A 26,077-nucleotide genomic window follows, 5' to 3' on the forward strand; every position below is an offset into this window, starting at 1 on the left:
GGGGCGGAGCGGCGGGGCGCATCCTCGCCGCCGTGACCTGATCGTAACCCGCGCCGGAAGCGGGAGGGCGGGATTGCGACGGCCCACAGAGATCACTCGGCGGATGCACCGGCCCCTAGGATCGGGGAGCGTTGGTCCACCCGAGGAGCCCGCGCATGTCCGATGCCACCCCGTCCCTGCCCGCCCACACCCACGTGCTCGCCGTCGACATCGGCGGCACGAAGGTCGATGCGGCCGTCGTGTCGATCGACGGGGAGGTCGTCCGCGCGAGCGTCTCCCGTCGCACCACCGGCCGCACGGCCGACCGTGCCGAGATCGCCCGCAACGTGCGCGAAGCCGCCGAAGCGGCCCTCGCGGCCGCTCCCGATGCGCGCGTCGGGGCCATCGGGGTCGGCAGCGCGGGTCCGGTCGACCTGCCGTCGCGCTCGGTCTCGCCGCTGAACCTCCCGCTGGCGGCGGGACTGTCGATCGACGACGTGCTCGGCGGCCTGGTCGACGGCCCGATCCACCTCGCCCTCGACGGCACGTGCATCGCGCTCGCCGAGCACTGGCGCGGAGCCCTCGTGGGTGCGGACGATGCGATGGCCATCGTCGTGTCCACCGGCGTCGGCGGCGGTTTCGTGCTGGGCGGTCGGCCGGTCACGGGCGCCAGCGGCAACGCGGGACACCTGGGCCAGACGTTCGTGCGCACGATCGAGGGCGACGCTGTCGTGGCATCCACCCTCGAAACGGTCGCGGCCGGCCCCGGAACCGTCGCCTGGGCTCAGACGCAGGGCTGGGTGGGCGAGACGGGCCTCGACCTCGCCGCCTCGCACGCGGCCGGCGACGAGATCGCGATCGCGGCGGTCCGCCGCTCGGCCACGGCGGTGGGGCAGGCCATCGCGGCGGCGGCCACCCTGTGCGACCTCGAAGCCGTCGCCATCGCGGGCGGCTTCTCGCACGTGGCGCCCGACTACATCGACCAGGTGCGCGAGGCCGCACAGGCGGCGTCGCTGCACGCCTACGCCAAGCGGTGCCGCATCGTCGGCTCCGGCCTCGACGGCGACGGCCCGCTGCTGGGAGCGGCGGCGCTGGCTCTGCAGCCCTGAGCTCCGGCCCGGTGCGCCCGCGGGTGCCGGCCCGAGCGGCGCGTCTGCGCCCTCCGGCTCCGGCGCCCCGAGCCCTCCGGCTCCGGGCCCCGTGGCGCGGGCGGTGCGTCTGCGCCCTCCGGCTCCGGCGCCCCGAGCCCTCCGGCTCCGGGCGCCCGGGCCGGGCACCTGCGCGCCTCACGACCCTGGTGCCCGCTGCCCGGGCGCAGACGCCCGTGGCCCGGGGCCCGCGTGCGGCGGGCGTACTCTGAAAGCGAGGGCCGCGCCGCGGACCGGCGAACGAAGGCGGGGGCCATGCGTACGGGATCCAACCTGCCCGCGGTGGGGGAGTACAACCAGACGCTGGTGCTCGACCTCATCCGGCGCTCACCCGAGGGCCTCAGCCGCGTCGAGCTCTCGGCCCGCACGGGTCTCAGCGCGCAGACGCTCAGCAACGTCACGCGCCGCCTCGCCGACGAGGGGCTCATCGCCGAAGCGGGCAAGGTCATCTCCGGCCCCGGCAAGCCCCGCACGCTGCTGAAGCTCGAGCCCCGCTCCCGCTTCGCCGTCGGCGTGCACCTCGACCCCGTCGTCGACACCATCGTCGTGGTCGACATGGCGGGCGACGTCGTCGAGCACGACGAGATCCCCCGCACCCCGCACGCCTCCGCGACGGAGCTGGTGGACGCCGTGGCCGCGGCGGTCGACGCCATCGTCGCGCGTGCCGGCGTCCCGCGCGACCTCGTGCTCGGCGTGGGCGTCGCCGCTCCCGGCCCTTTCGACGCGCGTGGCGGTCGGCTGCTCGATCCTCCGCTGCTGCCGCAGTGGCACAACGTGAACGTGCGCGAAGACCTCGGGGCGGCGACGGGACTTCCCGTCATCGTCGAGAAGGACGTCACCGCGGCGATGGTGGGCGAGATGTGGTTCGACCGCTCCGACGCCCTGACCGACGCGATGTTCCTGTACTACGGCGCCGGCGTCGGTCTCGGCGTGGCCATCGCGGGCGCACCGGTGCGCGGTCGCACCGGTAACGCGGGTGGCATCGCGCACGTCGTGGTCGACCCCGACGGGCCCCGCTGCGAGTGCGGGTCGCGGGGGTGCCTCGGTGTCTCGATCGAGCCGCGGGTGCTGCTCGCCGAGGCCGGGTACGACGCGGCCGACACGGATGACACGCGGCCCGACCTCGACCGGCTGATGGGCGACGCGCGGAGCGGACAGCCGCGCGCCGTCGAGGTGTTGGAGCGGGCGGGAGAGCGGATCGCGCGCGCCCTCGTGGTGACGAACAACCTGCTCGACGTCGACGAGGTGGTGCTGGGCGGGCCCGTCTGGGAGCGTCTCGCCGAGGTCTTGGGCGACACCGTGACGGAGCGGGTCGCCAGCGACCCGGTGTCGACGTCCACCCGTGCGATCGTCGTGCGCCGCTCGCTGGTGGCCTCCGATGTCGCCGCCGTGGGAGCGGCCTGTCTGATGCTCGACGGGGCGTTCGCCGCGCGACCTGCCCGCATGATGATCGCGCTCTGAGGCGGTTTTCCGCGGCTCATAGCGGCCCGTGTCTGGATCGTTACCGAGAGCGGCCGACGCGGACTTGCCGAGTTAGTCCATTTGATTTATAAAAGTTCCTGGCGACGAGGTGTCTCCACCCGAGCAAGGGAGCTTCCATGAAGAAACTGACGATGGCGACCGGTCTTCTGACCGCCACCGCCCTGACCGTGGCTCTGGCCGGCTGCTCCGGCGGCAGCGCCGACGCGGGCGACGGAAAGACCATCCGCGTGGCGTATCAGACCACGGCGACGTTCAACGCGATGCAGACGCTCATGGAGAACGCCAAGAAGCAGTACGAGGCCGCGCACGAGGGCATGACCGTCGAGCTCGTCCCGATTCAGGCCGAGGGCGCCGACTACTACACGAAGCTCGCGCTGATGAACAAGTCGGCCAGCACCGCCCCCGACGTCCAGTACGAAGACACCTTCAAGATCCAGTCCGACGCGGCTGCCGGCTACCTGCTGCCCCTCGACGACTACCTCGCGACGTGGGACGACTGGTCGCAGTTCGCCGAGGGGGCCAAGCAGGCCGGCCTCGGTGCCGACGGCAAGACCTACGGCGTCTCGCTCGGAACCGACACGCGCGGCCTCTGGTACAACAAGGAGATCTTCGCCGGCGCGGGCATCCCGGTGCCGTGGCAGCCGAAGACCTGGGACGACGTGCTGTCGGCCGCTGAGAAGGTCAAGGCGTCGAACCCCGACGTCATCCCCCTCAATGTCTACTCCGGCAAGACCGCCGGCGAGGCCGCCTCCATGCAGGGCCTCGAGATGCTGCTCTACGGCACCGAAGACACCCTTTACGACACCGACAGCAAGAAGTGGGTCGTGGGCAGCCAGGGCTTCAAAGACTCGCTGCAGTTCGTCTCCGACGTCTACCAGGGCGGCCTCGGCCCGTCGCTGCAGCAGGCGCTCGACCCCAACATCTTCACCAGCGTCACCGCCGACTGGCTGCCCTCGGGCAAGCTCGCCATGGCGCTCGACGGCTCGTGGCAGTCGGCCGCCTGGGTCGACGGCGGCTCCGCCCCGTGGGCCGAATGGAACGACACCCTGGGCATCGCCGCCATGCCGACGCAGGACGGCCAGGCCCCGGGCACGACCAGCATGTCGGGCGGCTGGACCCTCGCCATCGGCAAGAACACCAAGAACGCCGACGCCGCGTGGGACTTCCTCTCCACCGCCGTCAACAAGGACAACGCCACCGCGTACGGCATCGACAACAGCCAGATCGCCGTGCGCGCCGACGTCGCCGAATCCACCGAGTACCTCGACGCCAACCCGAGCTTCGCGACCTTCTCGAGCTTCGTCGACACGACGCACTTCCGTCCCGCGACCGAGGACTACGACAAGATCTCCAACCAGATCCAGGTCGCCATGGAAGCCGTCATGACCGGCCAGTCCAGCGTCTCCGACGCCGCCGCCGCCTACGACCAGGCCGTCATCGGCATCGTGGGCGAAGAGAACACCCAGAAGGGCTGACCGTGACCGCCCTGGCTTCCCCCGGGGCGACCGGAACCGGCCGGGGGTCGCGCGCCACGACGCGCGGCCTCCGGTCGTCAGCCCGGGCGCTCCCTCTCCTGCCCGCAGCCCTGCTGCTGGCCGTGTTCCTGCTCGGGCCGATCCTGGTGTCGCTGTGGGGGTCCCTCACCAACGCGACCCTGTCGGGCTCGACCGCCGTCGCGAGCGAGTTCATCGGCTTCGACAACTACACCCAGTTGTTCAAGGCCCCCGACTTCCCGGTGTCGGTCATCAACACGATCGTGTTCGTGTTCTTCTCCGCCGTCATCGGGCAGAACGTGCTCGGGCTCGCCCTCGCGCTCATGATGCGCTCCGGCAACCGCATCGTGACCGCCGTCGTCGGCACCATCGTCGTCACGGCGTGGGTGCTCCCCGAGATCGTCGCCGCCTTCGCCGCGTACGCCTTCTTCCGCGACAACGGCACGCTCAACGCCATCCTCGCCCTCTTCGGTGCGCAGCCGGTCAGCTGGCTGTTCACCATGCCCGTGCTGATGGTCATCTTCGCCAACATCTGGCGCGGAACGGCGTTCTCGATGATGGTCTACTCCGCCGCTCTGGCCGACGTGCCGCCCGAGATCACCGAGGCCGCCGAGGTCGACGGTGCCAGCGGCATCAAGCGCCTCTTCTTCATCACCATCCCGATGATCCGCTCGACCATCGGCACCAACTCGATGATCGTGACGCTGCAGACCCTGTCGGTCTTCACCCTCATCTTCGTCATGACCGGCGGCGGACCCGGCACCGCGAGCACGACGCTGCCGATCCTGGCCTACCAGCAGGGTCTGAAATTCGGCGAACTGGGCTACGGCACGGCCATCGCCACGATCATGCTGCTCATCGGTGCGGTGTTCTCGTTCTTCTACGTCCGCGCGCTGCGCGAGGAGGTCTCGTCATGACCGCCACCACCACGCTCACCGAGGTCGCCGGCCCCCGCGCCGCACGGCGCTCGCCGGCGCGCACGAAGGCGTCTCTCTCATCGCCGCGCACCCGTGCCCTGCGGGTACTGAGCAACACGCTGCTGATCGTCATCGGCATCCTGTTCGTGGTGCCGCTGATCTGGCTGGTCACCGCCTCTCTCGACGCGCAGCCGACGCTGGCGATCAAGATGCCCGAGGTCGTCGGGCTCGACAACTTCGCGGCCGTGATGAAGCCCGACCTTCTGTTCCTGCCCCTGTGGAACAGCGTGCTGCTCGCGGGCGGCACGGCTGTCGCGACGGTCGTGCTCGCCTCGCTGGCCGCGTACCCGCTCTCGCGCTACAAGATGCGGGTCGGCAAGCCGTTCCTCTACGCGGTGCTCTTCGGCACGTGCCTGCCGATCACGGCGATCATGGTGCCCGTCTACAGCCTGTTCGTGCAGCTGAACCTCATCGACTCCGTCGGCGGCACGATCCTCTTCCTCACCGCCAGCGCACTGCCGATCGCGATCTGGATGATGAAGAACTTCATGGACGGCGTGCCCGTCGAGCTCGAGCACGCCGCCTGGATGGATGGAGCGGGCTCGATGCGCACGCTCGTGCAGATCGTTCTCCCGCTCATGCGCCCCGGTATCGCGGTGGTGTTCATCTTCACCTTCATCCAGGCGTGGGGGAACTTCTTCGTGCCCTTCGTGCTGCTGCTCAGCCCCGACTATCAGCCGGCGGCCGTGAGCATCTTCAACTTCTTCGGGTCGTTCGGAGCCGTGGCCTACGGCCAGCTCGCCGCGTACTCGATCGTCTACTCCCTGCCCGTCCTCGGCCTGTACGTGCTCGTGCAGCGCGGCCTCGGCGGCCCGTCGGCACTCGCCGGCGCCGTCAAGGGCTGACCGCCCTCTCGCCAGCTCCCCCCCCAGCAAGGAACCCCTTCATGCACGATCGCACCGCGCTCATCGAGATGCGCATCGAACGCTTCATCCGCGAGCGTCTCGTCCCGGCCGTCTACCGCACCCGCCACCCGCTCGACGTCTCGGCGTGGGAGGCTCCGGGCGAGCCCGTGACCTTCGCCGAGGCACAGGATGCCGACTACCGGCCCTTCGCCATCGGGACGCCGTGGGGCCGGGCGTGGGGGACCACCTGGTTCGCCGTCTCCGGTGAGATCCCCGCCGCGTGGCGCGACGCCGACGGCACCCTGCCCGAGGGGACGATTGCCGAGCTCGTCATCGACCTCGGCTTCACCGCCGGCCAGAGCGGCTTCCAGTGCGAGGCGCTGGTGTGGAACCGCGACGGCGCCCCCATCAAGGGCGTCTCGCCGTTCAACAACGCCACCCCCGCGGCGATCGACGCCGACGGCCGTGTCGACGTGCTGGTCGAGGCCGCCTCGAACCCCGACGTGGGCAGCCTCTTCACCTTCGAGCCGACGCACCTGGGCGACCTCGCCACCGCGGGCGACGCACCTCTCTACACGCTCCGCGACATGTCGATCGGCCTGCGCGACCTCGCCGTGTGGGAGTTGCTGCAGGACTTCCGTCTCCTCCACGGCCTGATCGCCGAGCTCGATGCGACGTCCGCGCGTCGTGCGACCCTGCTCGAGGCGATGGATGCCGCGATCGACGCCGTCGATCCCCACGATGTCGCCGGCACCGCGCAGGCCGGTCGCGACGTGCTCGCGCCTCTCCTCGCGGCCCCTGCGGCATCCAGCGCCCACGTGCTGCACGCCGTCGGTCACGCGCACATCGACTCGGCATGGCTCTGGCCCGTGCGCGAGACCGCCCGAAAGGTCTCGCGCACGTTCAGCAACGTTCTTTCGCTCATGGACGAAGACCCCGACTTCGTCTTCGCGAGCTCGTCGGCGCAGCAGTTCGCGTGGATGAAGGAGCACTACCCGGCGCTCTGGGAGCGACTGAAAGAGCGCGTCATCGAGGGGCGCTTCGTGCCCGTGGGGGGCATGTGGGTCGAGTCCGACACCAACATGGTGGGCGGCGAGGCCATGGCCCGGCAGTTCGTCGAGGGCAAGACGTTCTTCCTCGAGGAGTTCGGCATCGACACCGAAGAGGTGTGGCTGCCCGACTCGTTCGGCTACAGCGGGGCGCTCCCGCAGATCATGAAGGCCGCCGGCGCGCGCTGGTTCCTCACGCAGAAGATCTCGTGGAACGAGACCAACCGCATCCCGCACCACACGTTCCGTTGGGAGGGCATCGACGGCTCGCGCATCTTCACGCACTTCCCGCCGGTCGACAAGTACAACTCCGAGGTCAGCGCGGCCGACCTCGCGCACGCCGAGCGCAACTTCTCCGACAAGGGGCGCGCCCGCACCTCGCTCCTGCCGTACGGCTTCGGCGACGGCGGCGGCGGACCCACCCGCGAGATGACCGCGACGATCGCCCGCACGCACTCGCTCGAGGGCGCGCCGGTCGTGAAGCACTCGACCCCGCGCGAGTTCTTCGAGACCGCCGAGGCCGAGTACGCCGACCCGGCCGTGTGGGCGGGGGAGCTGTACCTCGAGTTCCACCGCGGCACCTACACCAGCCAGCTGCGCACGAAGCAGGGTAACCGCCGCAGCGAGCACCTGCTGCGCGAGGCCGAGCTGTGGGCGGCGACCGCGACCGTGCGGACGGGCGCCGAATACCCCGCCGAGGCGTTCCGACGCCTGTGGCGTCTGGTGCTGCTGCAGCAGTTCCACGACATCCTGCCCGGCACCTCGATCGCGTGGGTGCATCGGGATGCCGAGCGCAACTACGAAGCCATCGCGGCGGAGCTCGAGCAGATCATCGAAGCCAGCCTGCGTGCCCTCGTCGGCACGGGGGAGCGGGCGGTCGTCGCCAACGCCGCCCCGCACGGCCGGGCGGGGGCCCCCGCTCTCGCCATCGCCCCCGCAACGGCGCCCGGCGACGTCACGCCGCGAGCCGAGGGTGACGGCTGGGTGCTCGAGAACGGCATCGTCCGCGCCGTCGTCGACGGCCGGGGTCTGATCACCTCGCTGGTCGAGGTGGCATCCGGTCGCGAGGTCATTCCGGCAGGGCAGGTGGCGGGCCAGTTCGAGATCTTCCGCGACACCCCCACCCAGTGGGACGCGTGGGACATCGACGAGACCTACCGCCGTCACGCCACGGCTCTCGAGGCGGCCGACCGCGTCGCAATCGACGGCGCCGCGATCGTCGTGGAGCGCACCGTGGGCGATTCCACCATCGCGCAGCGCATCGCGCTCGCCGAGGGGTCGCGCACCCTGCGCCTGTCGCTCGACGTCGACTGGCACGAGCAGCAGAAGCTGCTCAAGCTCCGCGTGCCCGTCGACGTGCACACCGACCGCGCGGCATCCGAGATCCAGTTCGGTCACATCGTGCGCCCGACCCACACGAACACCTCGTGGGACTCCGCGCGCTTCGAGACGGCCGCGCACCGCTGGGTCCGGGTCGCCGAGACCGACTTCGGAGTGGCCGTCACGAACGACTCCACCTACGGTCACGACATCACGCGCCACGAGCGGGAGGCCGGCGGCACGTACTCCCTCGTGCGGCTGTCTATCATCCGCTCGGCGATGTTCCCCGACCCGGGGCAGGACCAGGGCGCGCACCACCTCGAGGTGGGCATCGTCGTGGGCGCCGAGGTCGTGGATGCCGTCACCGAGGGCTATCGGACAAACCTGCCGGCGCGTGTCATGACCGACGCCGCCGAGGAGTCGGTGGCTCCGCTGGTGTCGATCGATGCACCCGGGGTCGTCGTCGAGGCGATCAAGCTCGCGCAAGACGGTTCCGGAGACGTCATCGTGCGCCTCTACGAAGCGCTCGGTCAGCGCGCGCGTGCGCGACTCGAGGCCGGGTTCGAGGTCACGGGCGTCGTCGAGACCGACCTGCTCGAGCGCGAGGTCGACGCCGCCGCGGTGTCGAGCGCAGCGGGTGGCGTGGTCGATCTCGACCTGCGGCCCTTCCAGCTGGTGACGCTGCGCCTGGCGCGCTGATCCGGGGGTGCGGTGCGGCCGGGCGTGGAGTGCCCTCGGCCGCACCGTCGTCCTCTCTGAACCGCGGTGCGGTCGAGACACCGGAGTCCCGGTCGTGCCGTGCTTGCCCGCGAGGCGGGCCCTCCGCGTGATCGGCGGAGGGCCGGGGTCGAGCGGAGGACGATTCCGGCGAATCGGTCCTCCACTCGCCCCTCGCCCTCCGCTCGTCACCACCGCCCGTCGCGGGCTCCCGCGTCGTCACACGGCGGCGATCGTCATGAGGCCCACCGACACCGCCATCGCGGCGATCTGCGCGCGGTCCAGCCGCGCCGGCATCCGTTTCGTGACGACGACGGACAGACCCGCGTAGCCGACCGCGACCGCGAGGAGGAATGGCACCAGGGCGACCCCGTGAGCGTGACCGGGGGAGGCGCCGTGCGCGCCCATCCCGATCTGCAGCGCGGCCATCACCACCATGCCGAGGGTCGTGTGCACGGTCATCAGCGCGGGGACGCGCGGCGCCCGCCGCTGCCGCGGACGACGCCACACGGCGAGGGTGATGGCGCCGGTCACCAGGAGCACGGTCCACCAGACCGGTGCGACCACCCCGAACACCGCGGCATCCAACATCGCGACGAGCATGAGCACGGATGCCACGACCTCGGGCGGCCGAACCCGCGCGCGGTCGGCGGCCAGACAGCAGGCACCGACGGCGGCGGGGGCGACCGCCCACGCGTGGAGGATCTCGCTCATCGCCTCAGCAGTGGCATCCGGAGGCGGGCGCTTCGCCCGCGTGCGGGCCGTGGCCGTGCCCCTCGTCGTGCCCCGCGGTGGAGTGCGCGTGCGTGGCGGGCGCGCAGTGCGTGTTCGCCGGCGCGGGCACGTTCAGCACGGGGTTGCGCTCGAAGAAGTTGTACGGCTTGAGCGTGAACTTGGCGTAGTCCATCGGCATGACGGGCCAGTCCTCGTTGCGCGGGAAGTGCGTGAGGCCGAAGGTGTGCCAGAGCACGACGTCTTCGCCGACGAGCGGCTCGTCGCCCGCAATGAAGGCCGGGATGCCGGCGCCGCCGGGGTGCTGGTTGACGAAGTCTCCGGCGGCGTAGCGCTCGTCGGGGTCGTACTTCGTCACGAAGAGGTTCTTCGTCGCGAACGCGGCACGCGAGGCGATCGACGACGTGTCGTCGGCGAGCAGCACCGGGGTCTCGGTCGGGAACAGCATGTACGAGGTCGCCTGTCCGCGCTCGGTGGTCTTCTCGGTCGAGGCGATCTGCCACACGCGGTTGACCGCGCCGTCGGCGACGCGGCCCGACACCTTCTCGGAGGTGATCGGCGTCACCTTCTTGGTGAAGGCGTTGCCGGCCGGGTTGGTCTCGGAAATCGGCACGCGCACGGCGTCGATCTCGTTGACGACATTGGCGACGCCGTCGACGGTCATGTCGAGCCGCGCCGAGAACAGGTGCTGGTGGTACGGCGCGCCGAGCCCCGGGGCGACCTCCGAGGCGAAGGGGTAGTCCTCACCCGGGTAGGCCGAGGTGAACAGGATGCCGGTGAGCTTCGCCTCGCACTCGATGGTGCCGTCGAGGTAGAGGTACCAGTAGAAGCCGTAGTCGTAGTTGCCGACCGTGGTGAAGAACGAGATGACGAGGCGCCGCGAGCGACGGACCTCGCTGGATCCGGTGAAGATGTCGGTGTGCTTCCACAGGGTGCCGAAGTCCTCCTCGTGCATGCACACCGCGTTGCGCACGGTGCGCGGCATCCCGTTCTCGTCCGACAGCACGGCGTCGACGTAGGTGATGTCGCCGACGCAGTCGCAGCCGAGCTCGAGCTCGTTCGTGTAGCGGCCGAAGAGGTACTCGCCGGTGTCGAAGTAGTTCTGCCAGAAGCGGTTGGGGGCGGGGTCGGCGTAGGGCACGACCATCTCGCTGATCGAGCCGCGGTACATCACGGGGCGTCCGGCGAACGAGAGCTGGCGCAGGATCAGGCCCTCACGGGTGTCGAAGCCGATGCGCAGGTCCCACTCGCCCCACGTGACGTGCTCGCCGTCGACGGTGAAGCTCGACCCCTCGGGCTGAGTGATGACGATGGGCTTGAGGCCCTCCAGCGGCGGGCCCTGCAGCTCGGGATCGTCGAAGTTGCCGTGCGTCTCGGGCACGGTGAACCCGGGGGTGTCGACGATCTCGATGATCGTGCGGGCGGCGACGTCGATGTAGGCGGTGAGGCCGTCGACGGGATGCGCCCACGGGTGGTCGGCGGGGTGGTCCTGCCGGAACGCGAAGGTGCGCAGCACCCGGCGGCCCACCTCGTTCTCGTAGCCGTAGTGCCCGGCCGAGAGGGGAACCAGCACGACGTCGGCGGTGGTGAGTCCGCGCGCGGCGAGGGCGGCGACCCACTCGGCGCTGTCGTTGGCGATGATTCCGACCTCCTCGAACTCGGCGTCGAGGATCGGCAGCTGCCCGTCGGAGCCGTCGAGTTCGGTGGAACGCAGCACCTCTCCGGTCGCGAGCGAGACGACGAGATCGAGCGAGTGGGCGGTGCGCAGGTTGAGCAGCTGAACGCGAGCGCGACGCTCGGGGAGGGCGGTCTCGCCGCGCTCCCAGGCGAGCACCTCGCCCTTGGGGGCTTCTTCGAGGCCGACGTAGGCGAAGCGGGTGGCCTCGTCGATGCCGTCGAGCCCGGCCACGATGGCGTGCACGGCGGTGATCTCTTCGGGGGAGAGGGATGCCAGGGGGTGGGCGGGCGCCGCGGGGGCGACGAAGGCGGTCGAGGTCGGGTCGGTGAGCGTCATGGTGTCTCTCTCAGGTGGAACGGGTGGGACGAAAAGGAGGGGGGACGGATGCCGCGGCGCCGGTGCGCGATCACGGAGCGCGACCGTGGCGCGGACACTGGCGTCGGGCCGCGGCATCCGGAATCAGCCCGCGATGGTGTCGGTGAGCTTGGCGTAGGCGGCGGGACGGCGGCGGCGGATCCACGCGGCCTGGGCGTAGCCGAGCACGGGGAAGAGCACCACGAGAGCGAGCAGCGCCCAGCTCACGGCACCGAAGACGGGGTTCCCGTCGGCGTCGGCGTCGCCGACCATGATCGGGAAGTACACGACGATGATCACGGCCGACACCGCGAGCCCGACGAAGCCGAGTGCGGGGGCGATGATCGTGTTCCAGACGCGCCGGTCGGCACGGGTGCGGGCGAAGTACACGATCACGGCGACCGAGGTCGCGGCCATCAGGATCGCGATGGCGAGGGTCGCGACGCCGGCGAACCACGTGAACACCTGCAGCAGCGGGTCGAGGTTCAGCACCGCGAAGATCGCCGTGAGCGCCGCGGCCGTGACCGTCTGCACGATCGACGACACGTGCGGCGAGAGGTGCTTCGCGTGGACGCCGGCCACGCGGTCGGGGAGGACCCCGGCGCCGGCCATCGCGTGCTGGTAGCGGGTGAGCACGTTGTGGAACGACAGCACGCACGCGAACATCGACGTAAGCAGCAGGACGTTGACGATGATCTCGCCGACCGTGCCGAGGTACAGGGCGACCGTGCGCAGCATCAGGGTGCCGGGGTCTTCCACGGCGGCCATGATCCCGTTCGGGCCCCACGCCATCACCAGGCCCCACGAGGCGAGCGTGTAGAAGACACCGATGCCGATCACGGCGCCGTAGGTCGCGCGGGGGATCGTCCGGTCGGGGTCGCGGGCCTCGTCGCGGAAGATGGCGGTGGCCTCGAAGCCGATGAACGCCGCGATCGCGAACATGAGACCGACGCCGGGGGAGCCGCTGAGCACGTTCGCCGGTTCGAAGGGCGCGGCGCTCAGGCCCTCGGGGCCGCCGTTGAAGACGACCGCGGCGACGAGCGCGAGCACGATCGCGACCTCGGCCACCAGCAGCACGCCGAGCACCTTGCTCGAGAGGTCGATGTGGCGGTAGCCCAGGATGCCGACGAGCCCGACGACCGCGAGCGCGTACAGCCACCACGCGAGGTCGGGTCCGCCGAGGGAGACGACGGTGATCTCGAGCAGGTAGCCGATGTAGCCGTACACCGACACCTGGATGGTCGTGTAGGTCAGCATCGCCGTCCAGGCCGCGGCCAGGCCCGAGGGGCGTCCGAGGCCATAGCCGATGTAGGTGAAGAACGCGCCGGGGCGGGGGACGTGCCGCGTCATCGCTGCCAGGCCCACCGCGAACAGCAGCAGGATGACGGCGCTGATCGCGTACAGCGTCGGGAAGCCCGCGCCGTTGCCGATCAGGATGCCGAGGGGCGCGGCGCCCCCGACGACGGTGAGGGGCGAGGCGGCGGCGACGACCATGAAGACGATCGCCGTGACACCGAGGGAGCCCTGCAGCGTCCGCTTCGCCGACGCCGCCACCCCCTTCGATTCGAGCTGGGTCATGTCGGTTCCTTACGGGTTCGGGTGTGCCACCGAGGTTCCTCCCGGCGCGTTGCCGCGTCGTTGAGCCGGTGTGAAGGTGTGGATGCCGTGAGTGAGACGCGGGCCCGGCGACGTCTCATTCGGCGACACGCGTTGGAAACACGGGTGTCTCGACGGGGCAACCCCCGCGGCGTACCGTCGGCTGATCCCACGGAGACGACATGACCGCACTCTCCCGCGCCATCGCGCGGCCCACCCCCGTCGCCGGGTTCGGCGAACGCTCCCCGCTGCACGGGCTGGAACGCCGTCGCATCGGCATCGTCGACCTCGCCGCACAGTCGGTGGCGGCGGTCGCCCCCGCGGCGGCGGCCACCACCGTGGTGCTGCTGGTGGCCGGCGTCGCCCCCGGCATGACCGTGGCGGCGATCGTCGCGGCGGCGGTGCTCAGCCTCGCGGTCGCGCGAACCGTCGCCCAGTTCGCGCGGCGTTTCGCCGCGGCGGGGGGCGTCTACACCTACGCCGCCCGGGGTCTCGGCACACGCGCAGGTCTGGGAGCGGGCGCCGCGATCGTCACCGGCTACGCCGCCGTGGCGATGTTCGCGCTGCTCGGCGGCGCCTACTACGCGACGTACCTCCTCGCCGGGCTCTGGCCGGGCCTGAATCGCCCGCTCGCGGCCGCCGGCGCCATCCTCGTGCAGACGGCGATCGTCGCGTTCGTGCTCGTGCGCGGCATCCACGTGTCGGCGCGGGTCGCGCTCGTCGTCGAGGCGCTCTCGGTCGCGCTGATCGTGGTGCTGCTCACCGTGCTGCTCGTGCACATCGGACCGGTCGACGTCGGGGCCGTCTTCGCGGTTCCCACGACGGGCGGTGAGACCTTCGCCGTGGCCGCCGGCGCCGTGATCGCCGTCACGGCGTTCGTCGGTTTCGAATCGGCGACAACTCTGGGGGTCGAAGCCGTGTCGCCGCTGCGCAACGTCCCCCGCGCGATCACCGGCACGGTGATCATCTCTGGCGCGCTGTACGTGCTGGCGGCCGTCACCCAGGTGGCGGGCTTCGACGCGCTCGGCGCCGACCTCGCCGTGAGCGCGTCACCCGTCAACGACCTCGCCGCCGCTTATGGTCTGGGCGGATGGGGCGTCGTCGCCGATGTCGGGATCGCCGCCTCGTTCGTCGCGTGCGCGATCGGGTCGACGACGGCGCTCGTGCGCGTGCTGTTCGCCCTGAGCCGCGACGGGGTGCTGCCCGCGCGCGTCGGTCGCACGCACCCGCGGTTCGGCACTCCGGCCGCGGCCGTCGCGTTCGCTCTGCCGGCCATCGCCGTCGTCCCGCTCCTGCTGATCGGCGGCGGGGTCGACATGCGTGACGCGATGCACGTGACCCTCTCGGTCGGAGCCGCCGGCTACATCGTCGCCTACATCCTCGTCTGCCTCGCCGCGCCCGTGTTCCTGCGTCGCATCGGCGAGTCCACGCTCGGCCCCGCGGTCGTCGCCGCATTCGCCGCCGCCGCCCTGACCGCGGCGCTGGTGGCGTTCTTCATCGACGACACCGCGAGCGGCGGGACCGGTCTGGCCGTGGTGGGCGCGCTCGCCGCCGTGCTCGGGGGGATCGTGATCGCGCTGCGGCGTCGACACGGTCCGGGCTCGATCGGCGCGTACGACGAGCCGATTGCGGCCCAGGTGCTCGGGGGAGTCCCTTCGCCGAGGCCCTCCCGTGCCGGGTGAGCGTCGGGGACCCGCGCTGACCGCTCGACAGCCGGGTGCCGTGCACTCCGCGCTGTCGGTGCTGGAGGCCGTCGCCCATCTCGGGGCGGGTGTGACGGCGCAACGGCTCTCGGTGGAGCTGGGCCTGCCCCGCGCGACGACGTACCGCCTGCTGAACCTGCTCGTCGAGGACGAGTACCTCGTGCGCACCCCCGACCTGTCGGGCTTCGCGCTCGGCGCCAAGGTCGCGCAGCTGGCTGCCGTGGCCGCCCCGCCGGCGCGGCTGTCGTCGGCCGCGCGGGCCGTGGTGGCCGACGCGCGACGGCGGGTGCGCGGGGGAGTGCACGTCGTGCTCTTCGTCGAGGGCCGGGTCGTCGTGCTCGACGCCGACCCCGACTTCCCCCTCTCCGACCACACCCGTCTCGCACGCGAACCGGAAAGGTACGCGCTGGGCCGCCTCATGCTCGCCGACGATGCGGCGGCGCACGGACCTGCCGTCGACACCGCCCGCAGCGACCTCGCCCGCTGGGGGGCGACACGCCAGAGCGGTGAGGTCACCCCGGCCGCCGGGTGTCTCGCGATCCCGCTGCGCGACGGCGCGGGCGTGCTCGCGGGAGCGGTGGGCTTCTCCGGTCCGCGCCATCGCATCGACGAGCCCGAGGCGGTGCTGTCGGCGCTGGGTCCGACGGCTCGCGAACTCGGTCCGCTCGTGGTCTGAGAGCCCGCTCCGACCGCGGAGGAAAGCGGGCCGCGGCTTCGGGTAAGCTGTACTCGGCTCTCCGCGTGGCGGCATCCAGGCCAACTCCCCCAGGACGGAAACGTAGCAAGGGTAACCAGGCTCTACCGGGTGCGCGGAGGGTCTTTTCTTTGCCCGGCGACGGGGCTTATAGGCCAGAAATAGTGGATGGGGTCGGGCGTGTCATCCTCGTCCTGCCCATCCTGTTCTGAGCCAGAGGCCTTCGGTGGCGTCGAGGCCGTTGTCGTAGAGGGTTGGGGTGGGGTCCTCGAGGTCGATGGTGGCGTCCTCGTGCGGGGTTGGCGTTGTGGGGGGCGTGGGCGTAGCTGTGGGCGTGGTCGATGGGGACTTCGTGCAGCAGCAGGAACCATTCGACGGCGCGGCGTTGATGCGGGATCGGCATGCCCCGGTGATGGCGAAGGAGGTGCCTGATCTGGGCGTTGAGTCCTTCGAGGCGTGAGGTGGTGCGCGGGGCGTCGTGGCGGATGAAGGTGAACATGTGTTCGTTCTCGGCGACGCGGTGCAAGATCGCCCAGGCTTTGCGGAGCGGTTTGTGGGTGTAACCGAAGTGGCCGTTGTCATAGAGGGTGCGTTCGCGCAGGAGGTGCCCGTAGGTCTTCCACCAGGCTTCCAGCGTGAGGCGCCAGGTGATGGCGTCGTCGACGGTGTGGATGCCGCTGAGGGCGAGGGCGATCTGGCGCAGGTCTTTGCCGGCGCGCAGGCGCGGGTTCCTTGTCAGTTCGCGGGTGACGTTCAGCTGCAGGTGGAAGATGCAGCGTTGGATGGCGGTGGCGGGCCAGTGCAGGGCGAGGGCGGAACGGATCCCGGAGCCGCCGTCGGTGACCACCACCGTCGGGGCGGGAATGCTCTCGAACAGCGCGCCCCAGGCAGCAGCCGATTCGCGGGCGGCCCACTGCCATCCCACGACGGTGTTGGTGGTGGTGAGGGCGATGAGTAGACACCACGTTTCGATCCAGATCCCATCGACCAGGATCACCTCGTGTACTTCGCCTGTGACGGGCAGGCGCGGCTCGAGGGCCCAGCACCACGCGGGTGTCGCGACGGAACGAGCGGGCGCTGCGGGAGCTGGCGAGCTCGGCCTGTGAGGCCTTGCCCATCAGCCAGGTCAGGAACCGGTGCAGCTGTTCGCGGCGGGTAACGTCAGGGCGCCGACGGATAGTGGAGGACCCGCACGGCCGGCACCGCCACCGCTGCGTTCCTGAGGGGTGTCGTCCGTTCTTCACCAGCTTCGACCCGCATACCACGCACGAGCCCTGATTCGAGGGAAGGTCCACGACTAAGGGTCGCGGACCATACCAATCCCCGTTCTACCCCGGAATCACGCGGCTAGATCGAGGATTCATCCACTATTCCTGACCTATAACCCGGCGACGGGGGATGCCGAGCGCTCAGCGCCGCGCGAAGGGCCCGTCGAGCACCGCCCACTGCAGCAGCATGATGGTCTTGGCATCCTGGATCGATCCGTCGCGGATCATCGACAGTGCCTCGTCGATGTCGTACTCGAGGATCTCGATCTCCTCGCCCTCCGCTTCGAGGCCCCCGCGATCGCCCACGCGCGTCGCACCGTCGTACGCCGCAGCGAAGAAGTGCAGGCGCTCCGTGACCGAGCCGGGGCTCATGAACACATCGAACACGTGCTGCACGTCGTCGACGTGGACGCCGGTCTCCTCCTCGGCCTCTCGGCGGATCGCGGTGAGCGGGTCGTCGTCGTCGAGCAGCCCTGCAGCGGTCTCGATGAGCATGCCGTCGGGGTGGTCGTTGACGTAGACGGGATAGCGGAACTGGCGCGTGAGCAGCACCGTGCGTCGCGCGGGGTCGTACAGCAGGATCGTCGCGCCGTTGCCGCGGTCGTACGTCTCGCGCGTCTGCGTCACCCATTCGCCGTCGTCGCCGCGGTAGCGGAACGTCGTCGCCCGCAGCACGTGCCATCCGGCGGCGAGCAGCTCGACGCCGGTCACCTCGACGCGGGGGTTGCGGTCGAGATCGCGGCCGGTCAGGTGCAGCCCGGTGCGGCCGCGGTGGTCGGGGACGGTGGTGCCGGGTGCCGGGGTGCTCACGGTCGCGAGCCTAGACGCGCCCGTCCCGATCACTCGACACCGAAGCAACCCCGCGGCGATGTCGGGGGCCCCCACTAGCCTGGAATGCGTGACGCAGAGCATCTACATCACGTCGGCCGAAGGTCATTCGGGCAAGTCCTCCGTCGCGTTGGGCGTGCTCGACGCGCTCAGTCGCGTCACGCCGCGCGCGGGGGTGTTCCGGCCCATCGCGCGCTCCACCGCCGAACGCGACTACGTCCTCGAGATGCTGCTCGACCACGACAGCGTCGATCTCGCCTACGACGACTGCGTCGGCGTCACCTACGACGACGTGCGCGACGACGCCGATGCGGCGCTCGCTCGCATCGTCGAGCGCTACAAGGCGATCGAGGCGCAGTGCGATGCCGTCGTCATCATCGGCAGCGACTACACCGACGTGGGCAGCCCCGCCGAGCTCGCCTACAACGCGCGCATCGCGGCCAACCTCGGCGCTCCCGTGCTCCTCGTGCTCGGCGGCCGGGCGCAGCAGGGCCACAGCGAGACGCTGGGCCTGTCGGTGGCGCGCACGCCGCAAGAGGTCGGGCAGATCGCCTCGCTCGCCATCTCCGAACTGCAGCACGAGCGCGCCGCCCTGTTCGCCGTCATCGCCAACCGCGCCGATTCCGAGCGTCTCGACGAGGTCGTGGCATCCGTGCGTCACGTCGTCGACTCCGCCGCCGTCGTCGGGGGTACCGGCGAGAGGCGCAGCGTGCCCGTCTGGGCCCTCCCCGAAGACCGCTTCCTCATCGCTCCGTCGATGCGCGGCGTCCTGCGCTCCGTCGAGGGCGAGCTCATCAAGGGCGACCCCGCGCTGCTCACCCGCGAGGTGCTCGGCGTCGTCGTCGCCGGCATGTCGATGGTCAACGTGCTGCCGCGACTGAAAGAGTCCGCGGTGGTCGTCATCCCCGCCGACCGCTCCGAGGTGCTGCTCGCGGCGCTCCTCGCCAACGCATCCGGCACCTTCCCCTCGCTGGCCGGCATCGTCCTCAACGGCGGTTTCGAGCTGCCCGACGCGATCGTGCGGCTCATCGACGGCCTCGGCTCGCCGCTGCCGATCATCGCCACCGACCTCGGCACCTACGACACCGCGGTGCGCATCATGAGCACGCGCGGCCGCCTCGCCGCCGACTCGCAGCACCGCTACGACACCGCGCTCGCGCTGTTCGAGCGGCACGTCGACACCGAACAACTCACGCGCGAGCTGGGTGTCGCCCGCCCGAGCGTGGTCACCCCGCTGATGTTCGAGTACGGCCTCGTCGACCGGGCACGCTCCGACAAGCGCCGCATCGTGCTGCCCGAGGGCAACGACGACCGCGTCCTGCGGGCGGCGGCCACGGTGCTGTCACGCGGCATCGCCGACCTGACGATCCTCGGCGAACCGATCGAGGTGCGCGGGCGCGCGATCGAGCTCGGCATCGACATCCGCGACGCCGAGGTGCTCAGCCCCTTCGACGCCGTCCACGTCGAGAAGTTCGCGACCGAGTACGCCCGGCTGCGCGCGCACAAGGGCGTCACCCACGCCCAGGCCGCCGACACGGTGACCGACGTGTCGTACTTCGGAACGCTCATGGTGCACCTGGGTCTGGCCGACGGCATGGTCTCCGGTGCGGCGCACACGACCGCGCACACCATTCGCCCCGCGTTCGAGATCATCAAGACCGCGCCCGGCGTCTCGGTCGTCTCGAGCGTGTTCCTCATGGCGCTCGCCGACCGCGTGCTCGTCTACGGCGACTGCGCCGTCATCCCCGACCCCACCAGCGAGCAGCTCGCCGACATCGCCGTGTCGTCGGCCGCGACCGCCGAGCAGTTCGGCATCGACCCACGGGTGGCGATGCTGTCGTACTCGACGGGTGAATCCGGCACGGGTGCCGACGTCGAGAAGGTGCGCACCGCGACCGCCCTCGTGCGCGAGCGGGCGCCCGAGCTGCTCGTGGAGGGTCCGATCCAGTACGACGCCGCCGCCGACGCGGCGGTGGCGCGCGCGAAGATGCCCGGGTCGCAGGTCGCGGGCCGCGCCACGGTGTTCGTCTTCCCCGACCTCAACACCGGCAACAACACCTACAAGGCCGTACAGCGCTCGGCCGGCGCCGTCGCCATCGGGCCCGTGCTGCAGGGTCTCAACAAGCCCATCAACGACCTGTCGCGCGGCGCGCTCGTCGACGACATCGTCAACACCATCGCGATCACCGCGATCCAGGCGCAGGGCGGGTCCTCCGCGGGCACCGCCGCAGAAGGGAACGACAAGTGAGCGTGGTCCTGGTCGTCAACAGCGGTTCGTCGTCGTTCAAGTACCAGCTGCTCGACATGCAGCACGAGCGCGTGCTCGCCTCGGGGCTGGTGGAACGCATCGGTGAGGGCATGGGCGTCGCGACGCACACCGTCGAGGCGGCCGCGCTCGCCCCCGGCGACGACGCGCCCGCCGTGACCGATGCCACGTACACGATCGAGCGCGACATCCCCGACCACACCGCGGGTTTCGCGGTCATGCTCGAGGCTTTCACCGCCCACGGGCCCTCTCTCGAACAGCACGCGCCCGTGGCGGTCGGGCACCGCGTCGTGCACGGTGGTGCACGCTTCTTCGCGCCCACCGTCGTCACCCCGCTCGTCGAGATCAACATCGACGAGCTGTCGGTGCTCGCGCCCCTTCACAACCCGGCGAACCTGGCCGGCATCGTGGCGGCCAAGAGGGCGTTCCCCGACGTCCCGCACGTCGCCGTCTTCGACACCGCCTTCCACCAGTCGCTCGCGCCCGAGGCCTACACGTACGCCATCGATCGCGAGCTCGCCGAGGCTCACCGCATCCGCCGCTACGGCTTCCACGGCACCAGCCACAAGTTCGTCAGCGAGGCCGCCGCCGCGTTCGTCGGCCGCCCGCTCGGCGAGCTCAAGCAGATCGTCTTCCACCTCGGCAACGGCGCGTCGGTCACGGCGATCGAGGGTGGGCGCTCGGTCGACACCTCGATGGGGCTCACCCCGCTCGAGGGCCTCGTCATGGGCACGCGCTCCGGCGACCTCGACCCTGCCGTGCTGTTCCAGCTCGCACGTCGCGCCGACATGTCGATCGCCGACCTCGACACCCTGCTCAACAAGCGCTCCGGTCTGAAGGGTCTTGCGGGCGTCAGCGACATGCGCGACATCGGCGAGCGACGGGATGCCGGCGACCCGGCCGCCCAGCTCGCCTTCGACGTCTACATCCACCGCCTCCGCGCCTACGCGGGCGCCTATCTCGCGCAGCTCGACGGCGTCGACGTCATCTCGTTCACCGCCGGTGTGGGGGAGAACTCGATCCGGGTGCGCGAGGAGGCCATGGCGACCCTCGGCTTCGCCGGCGTCGAGATCGATCCCGAGCGTAACGCGCGACGCGAGCGCGGCATCCGTCGCATCTCCACCGACGCCTCGCGCGTGATCGTGCTCGTCGTCCCCACCGACGAAGAGCTCGAGATCGCCCGGCAGACGCTGTCGGTCACCTCCTGATTCACCCTCAGGCGCGACCGATCTCACCCTCTTTCCCGCGGCGTCCGTGGTGCGTGGGGCGTCGGGGACGCGTGTGAGCATCGGGGGATGCCCTTCCTCTCTCATTCCTCCGCGTCGCTCCGCGCGCGTATCGATCACCGGGCGACCGCCGACGGCTCCGTCGCGATCGTGGATGTGACCACGACCGCTCACCTCGCGGCCGAAGAGGTTGGAGCGATTCTCGCGGCGGACACCGTTTACCCGGCGTGGGGGAGGCGTCAGGTGCGACACGCCCGGAGGCTCGTGGGAGGGGAGGAGGAGCGACCGACCGAGCGTCCGGTGCGTCCGACCCGTCCCCTCGTCTCGGTCATCCTGCCGGTCTTCAACGGCGAGAGATATCTGGCGGAGACGCTCGACGCCGTCCTGGCCCAGACGTTCGCGGACTTCGAACTGATCGTCGTCGATGACGCGTCGAGCGACGGATCCCTCGCGATCGCGCGCCGGCGCTCGGCCGGGCTGCCCCATGTTCGGGTGGTGTCGCTGTGGCGCAACACGCGCAAGTGCGGCGCGGTGGCCGTCGGGCTCGCGGTCGCCGAGGGACGCTACGTCATGGAGATCAACGCCGATGACGTGCTGGAGTCCGACGCCCTCTCTCGTCTGACCGCGCCGCTACGCGACGGTGTCGATGCGGACTGCATCTTCGGCGATCACACCGTCATCGACTCGCAGGGCGTCGTCCGGCCGCACGCGGCGCAGCGGTGGTCGCGTTCGACCGGACGCGCCGACCTGACCGCCGGCCCTGTCGCCGACCCGCGCCGACGGCACCTCCGTCACGGTCTTGTCCCGGCAGGGGTGTGTGCGCTCATCCGGCGTGACGTCATCGGGGCGTTGCCGGCCTCCACCGAGGTTCACACCGACTACTGGCTCGCGTGGCGAGGGGTGCGTCGCGAGCGGGTGTGGTTCGTCGGTCCGGAACCGCTCGCGCGCTACCGTGAGCACGAAGGCGGCGTCACGCTTTCGTTCCACTCGCGACGTCGGGCGTGGACGCGTCTGGTGATGGATGCCGCGGTACTTCGCTCGATCGGCCTCCGCGAGGTGCCCGCGCTGTTCCGACGGTTCGCTGATCACAGTTTCGACATCGTCTTCGGCCCCGGCGGGCGCGCCCGGGCACGGACACTGGTGCGTCCGCGGGCGTGGCAGCACGGCGAATTCAACGAATCAGCCGCTCCCTGAGGCGCTCTCCGGAGAGGTGGTGGAGGGCCACCAGCCACTACGCTGGAAGCGTGATGCGGCGTCGCGTCAGCACGCCCCGCCCTGCGATCTGGAGCCCGCCGTGACCGACACCCCCGCCCTGACCGACCTCACCTCGTTCCAGGGCGTGCTGTTCGACCTCGACGGGGTGCTCACCCCGACCGCCGAGGTGCACATGCGCGCGTGGAAGACCATGTTCGACGAACTGTTCGCGGCGTGGAAGATCGAGCCGCCGTACACCGATGGCGACTACTTCGAGTACGTCGATGGCAAGAAGCGCTACGACGGCGTCGCGAGCCTGCTGCGCAGTCGTGACGTCGAGGTGCCGTGGGGCGACCCCGCCGACGACCCGTCCGAAGACACGGTGTGCGGCGTCGGCAATCGCAAGAACGAGGTCTTCTCGCGCATCCTGCGCAGCGAGGGCATCCGGCCCTACCCGGGCTCGATCGCGCTGCTCGACGTGCTTCAGGCCGCCGGAACCCCCATCGCCGTCGTGTCGAGCTCGAAGAACGCCGTCGAGGTGCTCGAGGCCGCCGGCATCCGTGATCGCTTCCCGGTCGTGATGGACGGCGTCGTCGCCGAGCGCGACCACCTGGCATCCAAGCCCGCTCCCGACGTCTTCGCCGAGGCCGCGCGCCTGCTCGGCGTCGACCCCGCGCGGTCGGTCGCCGTCGAAGACGCACTCAGCGGGGTGCAGTCGGCCGTCGCCGCCGGCTACGGCGTCGTCGTCGGCGTCGACCGCGGGGTTGGAGCCGACGATCTGCGCGCCGCCGGAGCCAACGTGGTCGTCGACGACCTCTCGGCGTTCGTAGACTGAGCCATCGCCTGCAAGCGACACCCCTCTCGCCGTTCCCGAGCGGCGAACCCGAGCACCACCCGCGAACGGCCGGCCGCCGTTTCGCGGCACCCGAACCTGCCACCGGAAGGCACCCCCGATGATCGATCGCGATCGTTTCCCCGTCGACGAGTGGCGCCTCGTCGAGACCCAGTTCTCGCTCGACGACGTGGGGGTGACCGAGACCCTCTTCGCCGTCGGCAACGGCTACCTGGGCCTGCGGGGCAATTCCATCGAGGGCCGGTTCGCCCTCGAGCAGGGCACCTACATCAACGGTTTCCACGAGACGTTCCCGATCCGTCACGCCGAGCAGGCCTACGGCTTCGCCGAGGTCGGGCAGACGATCATCAACGCACCGGATGCCAAGGTCATGCGCGTCTACGTCGACGACGAGCCGCTGTCGCTCGACGTGGCCGACGTGCGCGAGTACGAGCGGGTCCTCGACATGCGCCAGGGGATCCTGCGTCGCAGCCTCCTGTGGGTCACCCCCTCGGGCAAGCGCGTTCGCATCGAAGACGAACGCTTCGTCTCGTTCGACGAGAAGCACCTCGCCGTCCTCCGCCTGACCGTGACCGTGCTCGACGCCGACGCGCCCGTCACCGTCAGCAGCCAGCTGCTCAACCGTCAGGACGGCGAAGGCATCTACGGCGGGTCGCCGATGGCATCCACCAAGGCCGGCTTCGACCCCCGCAAGACCGAGAAGCTCAGCGACCGCGTGCTGCAGCCGCGCGAGTACTGGCAGGACGGCGAGCGCTCGGCCCTCAGCTACGAGGTCAGCGAGTCGAACATGACGCTCGCCGTCATCGCCGACCACCTCGTCGACACGCAGAACGAGTACACCGCGCGGCGGCTCATCGAGCCCGACATCGCCAAGAACGTCTACCGCGTGCACGCCCGCGCGGGGGTCCCCACCACGATCACCAAGCTCGTCAGCTACCACACGTCGCGCGGCGTCCCCACCGGCGAACTGCTCGACCGGTGCCGCCGCACGCTCGACCGCGCCGTCGAGATGGGCATCGATGCGCTGTTCTCTCAGCAGATCGCCTGGTACGCCGACTTCTGGGACCGTTCCGACGTACGCATCGGCGGGCACGGCGACCTGCAGCAGGCCACCCGTTGGTGCCTGTTCCAGCTCGCGCAGGCGGCGGCCCGCGCCGACGGTCAGGGCGTCCCGGCCAAGGGCGTGACCGGCTCGGGCTACAGCGGGCACTACTTCTGGGACACCGAGGTGTACGTGCTGCCGTTCCTGGCGTACACGTCGCCGCTGTGGGCGCGGAACGCCCTGCGCATGCGCTACCTCATGCTGCCCGCCGCCCGAAAGCGCGCGCACCAGCTCAACGAGGCGGGAGCGCTGTTCCCCTGGCGCACGATCAACGGCGAAGAGGCGTCGGCCTACTACGCCGCCGGCACGGCGCAGTACCACATCAACGCAGACGTCGCCTTCGCGCTGGCGAAGTACGTGCGCGCGACCGGCGACGAGGAGTTCCTCGCCCGTGAGGGCGTGGACATCGCCGTCGACACCGCGCGTCTGTGGTCGACGCTGGGCTTCTGGCGCTCCAGCGACGACGCCTCCGACGGCGAGCACGACTCGTTCCACATCCACGGCGTCACCGGGCCCGACGAGTACACCACCGTCGTCAACGACAACCTCTTCACCAACGTGATGGCGCGGTTCAACCTTCGTTTCGCCGCCCGCACCGTGCGCGACCTGGCCGAGAACGACCCCGACGCCTACGCGAAGATGGCCGAGCGCATGAACCTCGACCCCTCCGAGCCCGAGCGCTGGGACAAGGCGGCCGAGGCCATGCACATCCCGTTCAGCGAGGCTCTCGGCATCCACCCGCAAGACGCCGTGTTCCTCGAGCGCGAGATCTGGGACCTCGAGAACACCCCGCCCGATCAGCGTCCGTTGCTGCTGCACTTCCACCCGCTGGTGATCTACCGCTACCAGGTGCTGAAGCAGGCCGACGTGGTGCTCGCTCTGTTCCTGCAGGGCAACCACTTCACGGATGCCGAGAAGCTCGCCGACTTCGAGTACTACGACCCGCTGACCACCGGTGACTCCACGCTGTCGGCCGTCGTGCAGTCGATCCTGGCGGCCGAGGTCGGCTACCAGGACCTCGCGCTGGAATACTTCCGTCAGGCCGCGTTCGTCGACCTCGGCGATCTGCACCACAACGCCAGCGACGGCGTGCACGTGGCGTCGGCCGGCGGTGTCTGGACGGCGCTGGTCAGCGGCTTCGGCGGCATGCGCGACCACTTCGGGCAGCTGACCTTCGACCCGCGTCTGCCCGCCGACTGGCCCGAGCTGTCGTACGTGCTGCACTGGCACGGCACTCGCCTCGACGTCACCCTCCACACCCATGCGCTGACGCTGCGTGCCGGGCGTGAGGGGGCGTCGGTGGCGTTCGCGGTGCGCGGGGTCGACTACACCGTCGCCCCCGGCGAGACGGTGCGCGTGCCGCTGCACGGGCAGGGCCCGGTGCGTCCGGGCCGCCCCTCGATCCGCCAGCTCGAGGGCTCCGTGCGCGAGGACGGCACGCTGCTGTCGGCGTCGGTCCCCATCGTCACGGCCGCGATCCCGATCGTCAGCGAAGACGACGCCCCCATCGCGGTCGGTCTCGACGGCGGCTTCTGAGCGACGCGGACGCGGCGGCTCCCTCGGGTGAGGGCGT

The 26,077-nt window shown here is 70.6% G+C and carries 18 protein-coding genes and 1 other RNA gene; 14 read left to right on the forward strand and 5 right to left on the reverse strand.

Features of this window, described 5'->3' with window-relative positions:
- The first annotated feature begins 155 nt into the window (after positions 1-155).
- The 6 genes from QE410_RS04420 (at position 156) to QE410_RS04445 (ending at position 8,992) form a co-directional block, all read left to right on the forward strand.
- Positions 156-1,088: an ROK family protein gene (locus QE410_RS04420; protein WP_307328413.1), complete on the forward strand. Its 933-nt coding sequence runs from the start codon at positions 156-158 to the stop codon at positions 1,086-1,088.
- 231 nt (positions 1,089-1,319) lie between these two features.
- On the forward strand, positions 1,320-2,588 hold the full coding sequence (locus QE410_RS04425) for an ROK family protein (protein WP_373459318.1): 1,269 nt from the start codon (positions 1,320-1,322) through the stop codon (positions 2,586-2,588).
- 137 nt (positions 2,589-2,725) lie between these two features.
- On the forward strand, positions 2,726-4,084 hold the full coding sequence (locus QE410_RS04430; RefSeq protein WP_307328419.1) for an extracellular solute-binding protein: 1,359 nt from the start codon (positions 2,726-2,728) through the stop codon (positions 4,082-4,084).
- Between the two features lie 2 nt (positions 4,085-4,086).
- Positions 4,087-5,019: a carbohydrate ABC transporter permease gene (locus QE410_RS04435; RefSeq protein WP_307328421.1), complete on the forward strand. Its 933-nt coding sequence runs from the start codon at positions 4,087-4,089 to the stop codon at positions 5,017-5,019.
- A complete protein-coding gene (locus QE410_RS04440; RefSeq protein ID WP_307328424.1) occupies positions 5,016-5,924 on the forward strand; it encodes a carbohydrate ABC transporter permease in 909 nt (302 codons plus the stop codon). The genes QE410_RS04435 and QE410_RS04440 overlap by 4 nt, the downstream gene beginning before the upstream one ends.
- Positions 5,925-5,965: 41 nt before the next feature.
- Positions 5,966-8,992: a glycoside hydrolase family 38 C-terminal domain-containing protein gene (locus QE410_RS04445; protein ID WP_307328427.1), complete on the forward strand. Its 3,027-nt coding sequence runs from the start codon at positions 5,966-5,968 to the stop codon at positions 8,990-8,992.
- 237 nt (positions 8,993-9,229) lie between these two features.
- Here the strand turns inward: QE410_RS04445 and QE410_RS04450 are convergent, their stop codons facing one another.
- The 3 genes from QE410_RS04450 to QE410_RS04460 form a co-directional block, all read right to left on the reverse strand.
- A complete protein-coding gene (locus QE410_RS04450; protein ID WP_307328430.1) occupies positions 9,230-9,724 on the reverse strand; it encodes a hypothetical protein in 495 nt (164 codons plus the stop codon).
- Between the two features lie 4 nt (positions 9,725-9,728).
- On the reverse strand, positions 9,729-11,756 hold the full coding sequence (locus QE410_RS04455; RefSeq protein ID WP_307328433.1) for a primary-amine oxidase: 2,028 nt from the start codon (positions 11,754-11,756) through the stop codon (positions 9,729-9,731).
- 123 nt (positions 11,757-11,879) lie between these two features.
- Positions 11,880-13,352, reverse strand: coding sequence for an APC family permease (locus QE410_RS04460; RefSeq protein ID WP_307328436.1), 1,473 nt, complete (start codon positions 13,350-13,352; stop codon positions 11,880-11,882).
- Between the two features lie 200 nt (positions 13,353-13,552).
- Here QE410_RS04460 and QE410_RS04465 point away from each other — a divergent pair, with 200 nt between their 5' ends.
- The 3 genes from QE410_RS04465 to ffs all read left to right on the forward strand — a co-directional run bounded on the left by QE410_RS04465 (position 13,553) and on the right by ffs (position 15,898).
- Positions 13,553-15,052, forward strand: coding sequence for an APC family permease (locus QE410_RS04465; protein ID WP_307328438.1), 1,500 nt, complete (start codon positions 13,553-13,555; stop codon positions 15,050-15,052).
- Positions 15,053-15,092: 40 nt separating this feature from the next.
- Positions 15,093-15,749 carry a helix-turn-helix domain-containing protein gene (locus tag QE410_RS04470; protein WP_307328441.1) on the forward strand — a complete coding sequence of 219 codons (657 nt, stop codon included), beginning with the start codon at positions 15,093-15,095 and terminating at the stop codon, positions 15,747-15,749.
- Positions 15,750-15,801: 52 nt separating this feature from the next.
- Positions 15,802-15,898: signal recognition particle sRNA small type (gene ffs, locus QE410_RS04475), an RNA gene on the forward strand.
- 17 nt (positions 15,899-15,915) lie between these two features.
- On the opposite strand, the gene QE410_RS04480 is transcribed toward ffs, so the two are convergent.
- Both QE410_RS04480 and QE410_RS04485 read right to left on the reverse strand, forming a co-directional pair.
- A complete protein-coding gene (locus QE410_RS04480; protein ID WP_307328445.1) occupies positions 15,916-16,764 on the reverse strand; it encodes a transposase in 849 nt (282 codons plus the stop codon).
- A gap of 412 nt (positions 16,765-17,176) precedes the next feature.
- Complete coding sequence (locus QE410_RS04485; RefSeq protein WP_307328447.1) at positions 17,177-17,845, reverse strand: NUDIX domain-containing protein; 669 nt, start codon at positions 17,843-17,845, stop codon at positions 17,177-17,179.
- Between the two features lie 88 nt (positions 17,846-17,933).
- On the opposite strand from QE410_RS04485, the gene pta reads away from it, so the two are divergent.
- From pta to QE410_RS04510, 5 genes are all read left to right on the forward strand, one after another.
- Complete coding sequence (gene pta / locus QE410_RS04490) at positions 17,934-20,111, forward strand: phosphate acetyltransferase (protein ID WP_307328449.1); 2,178 nt, start codon at positions 17,934-17,936, stop codon at positions 20,109-20,111.
- Positions 20,108-21,337, forward strand: coding sequence for an acetate/propionate family kinase (locus QE410_RS04495; RefSeq protein WP_307328451.1), 1,230 nt, complete (start codon positions 20,108-20,110; stop codon positions 21,335-21,337). The genes pta and QE410_RS04495 overlap by 4 nt, the downstream gene beginning before the upstream one ends.
- Positions 21,338-21,424: 87 nt before the next feature.
- Positions 21,425-22,549, forward strand: a complete 1,125-nt coding sequence (locus tag QE410_RS04500; RefSeq protein ID WP_307328453.1) for a glycosyltransferase family 2 protein — start codon at positions 21,425-21,427, stop codon at positions 22,547-22,549.
- 100 nt (positions 22,550-22,649) lie between these two features.
- Positions 22,650-23,384 (forward strand): HAD family phosphatase, encoded by a 735-nt coding sequence (locus QE410_RS04505; protein ID WP_307328456.1) that lies wholly within the window; start codon positions 22,650-22,652, stop codon positions 23,382-23,384.
- A 118-nt stretch (positions 23,385-23,502) separates the two neighbouring features.
- Positions 23,503-26,040: a glycoside hydrolase family 65 protein gene (locus tag QE410_RS04510; RefSeq protein WP_307328458.1), complete on the forward strand. Its 2,538-nt coding sequence runs from the start codon at positions 23,503-23,505 to the stop codon at positions 26,038-26,040.
- The last annotated feature ends 37 nt before the right edge of the window (positions 26,041-26,077 follow it).

Origin of the sequence: Microbacterium sp. SORGH_AS_1204, from assembly GCF_030818935.1 — a bacterium.
GTDB lineage: Bacteria > Actinomycetota > Actinomycetes > Actinomycetales > Microbacteriaceae > Microbacterium.

Excerpts from the sequence above, each read along its gene's own strand:
- QE410_RS04420 (WP_307328413.1), top strand. The coding sequence starts at position 156 with ATGTCCGATGCCACCCCGTCCCTGCCCGCCCACACCCACGTGCTCGCC.
- QE410_RS04430 (WP_307328419.1), top strand. The coding sequence starts at position 2,726 with ATGAAGAAACTGACGATGGCGACCGGTCTTCTGACCGCCACCGCCCTG.
- QE410_RS04440 (WP_307328424.1), top strand. The coding sequence starts at position 5,016 with ATGACCGCCACCACCACGCTCACCGAGGTCGCCGGCCCCCGCGCCGCA.
- QE410_RS04445 (WP_307328427.1), top strand. The coding sequence starts at position 5,966 with ATGCACGATCGCACCGCGCTCATCGAGATGCGCATCGAACGCTTCATC.
- QE410_RS04450 (WP_307328430.1), bottom strand. The coding sequence starts at position 9,724 with ATGAGCGAGATCCTCCACGCGTGGGCGGTCGCCCCCGCCGCCGTCGGT.
- QE410_RS04455 (WP_307328433.1), bottom strand. The coding sequence starts at position 11,756 with ATGACGCTCACCGACCCGACCTCGACCGCCTTCGTCGCCCCCGCGGCG.
- QE410_RS04460 (WP_307328436.1), bottom strand. The coding sequence starts at position 13,352 with ATGACCCAGCTCGAATCGAAGGGGGTGGCGGCGTCGGCGAAGCGGACG.
- QE410_RS04465 (WP_307328438.1), top strand. The coding sequence starts at position 13,553 with ATGACCGCACTCTCCCGCGCCATCGCGCGGCCCACCCCCGTCGCCGGG.
- QE410_RS04500 (WP_307328453.1), top strand. The coding sequence starts at position 21,425 with ATGCCCTTCCTCTCTCATTCCTCCGCGTCGCTCCGCGCGCGTATCGAT.
- QE410_RS04510 (WP_307328458.1), top strand. The coding sequence starts at position 23,503 with ATGATCGATCGCGATCGTTTCCCCGTCGACGAGTGGCGCCTCGTCGAG.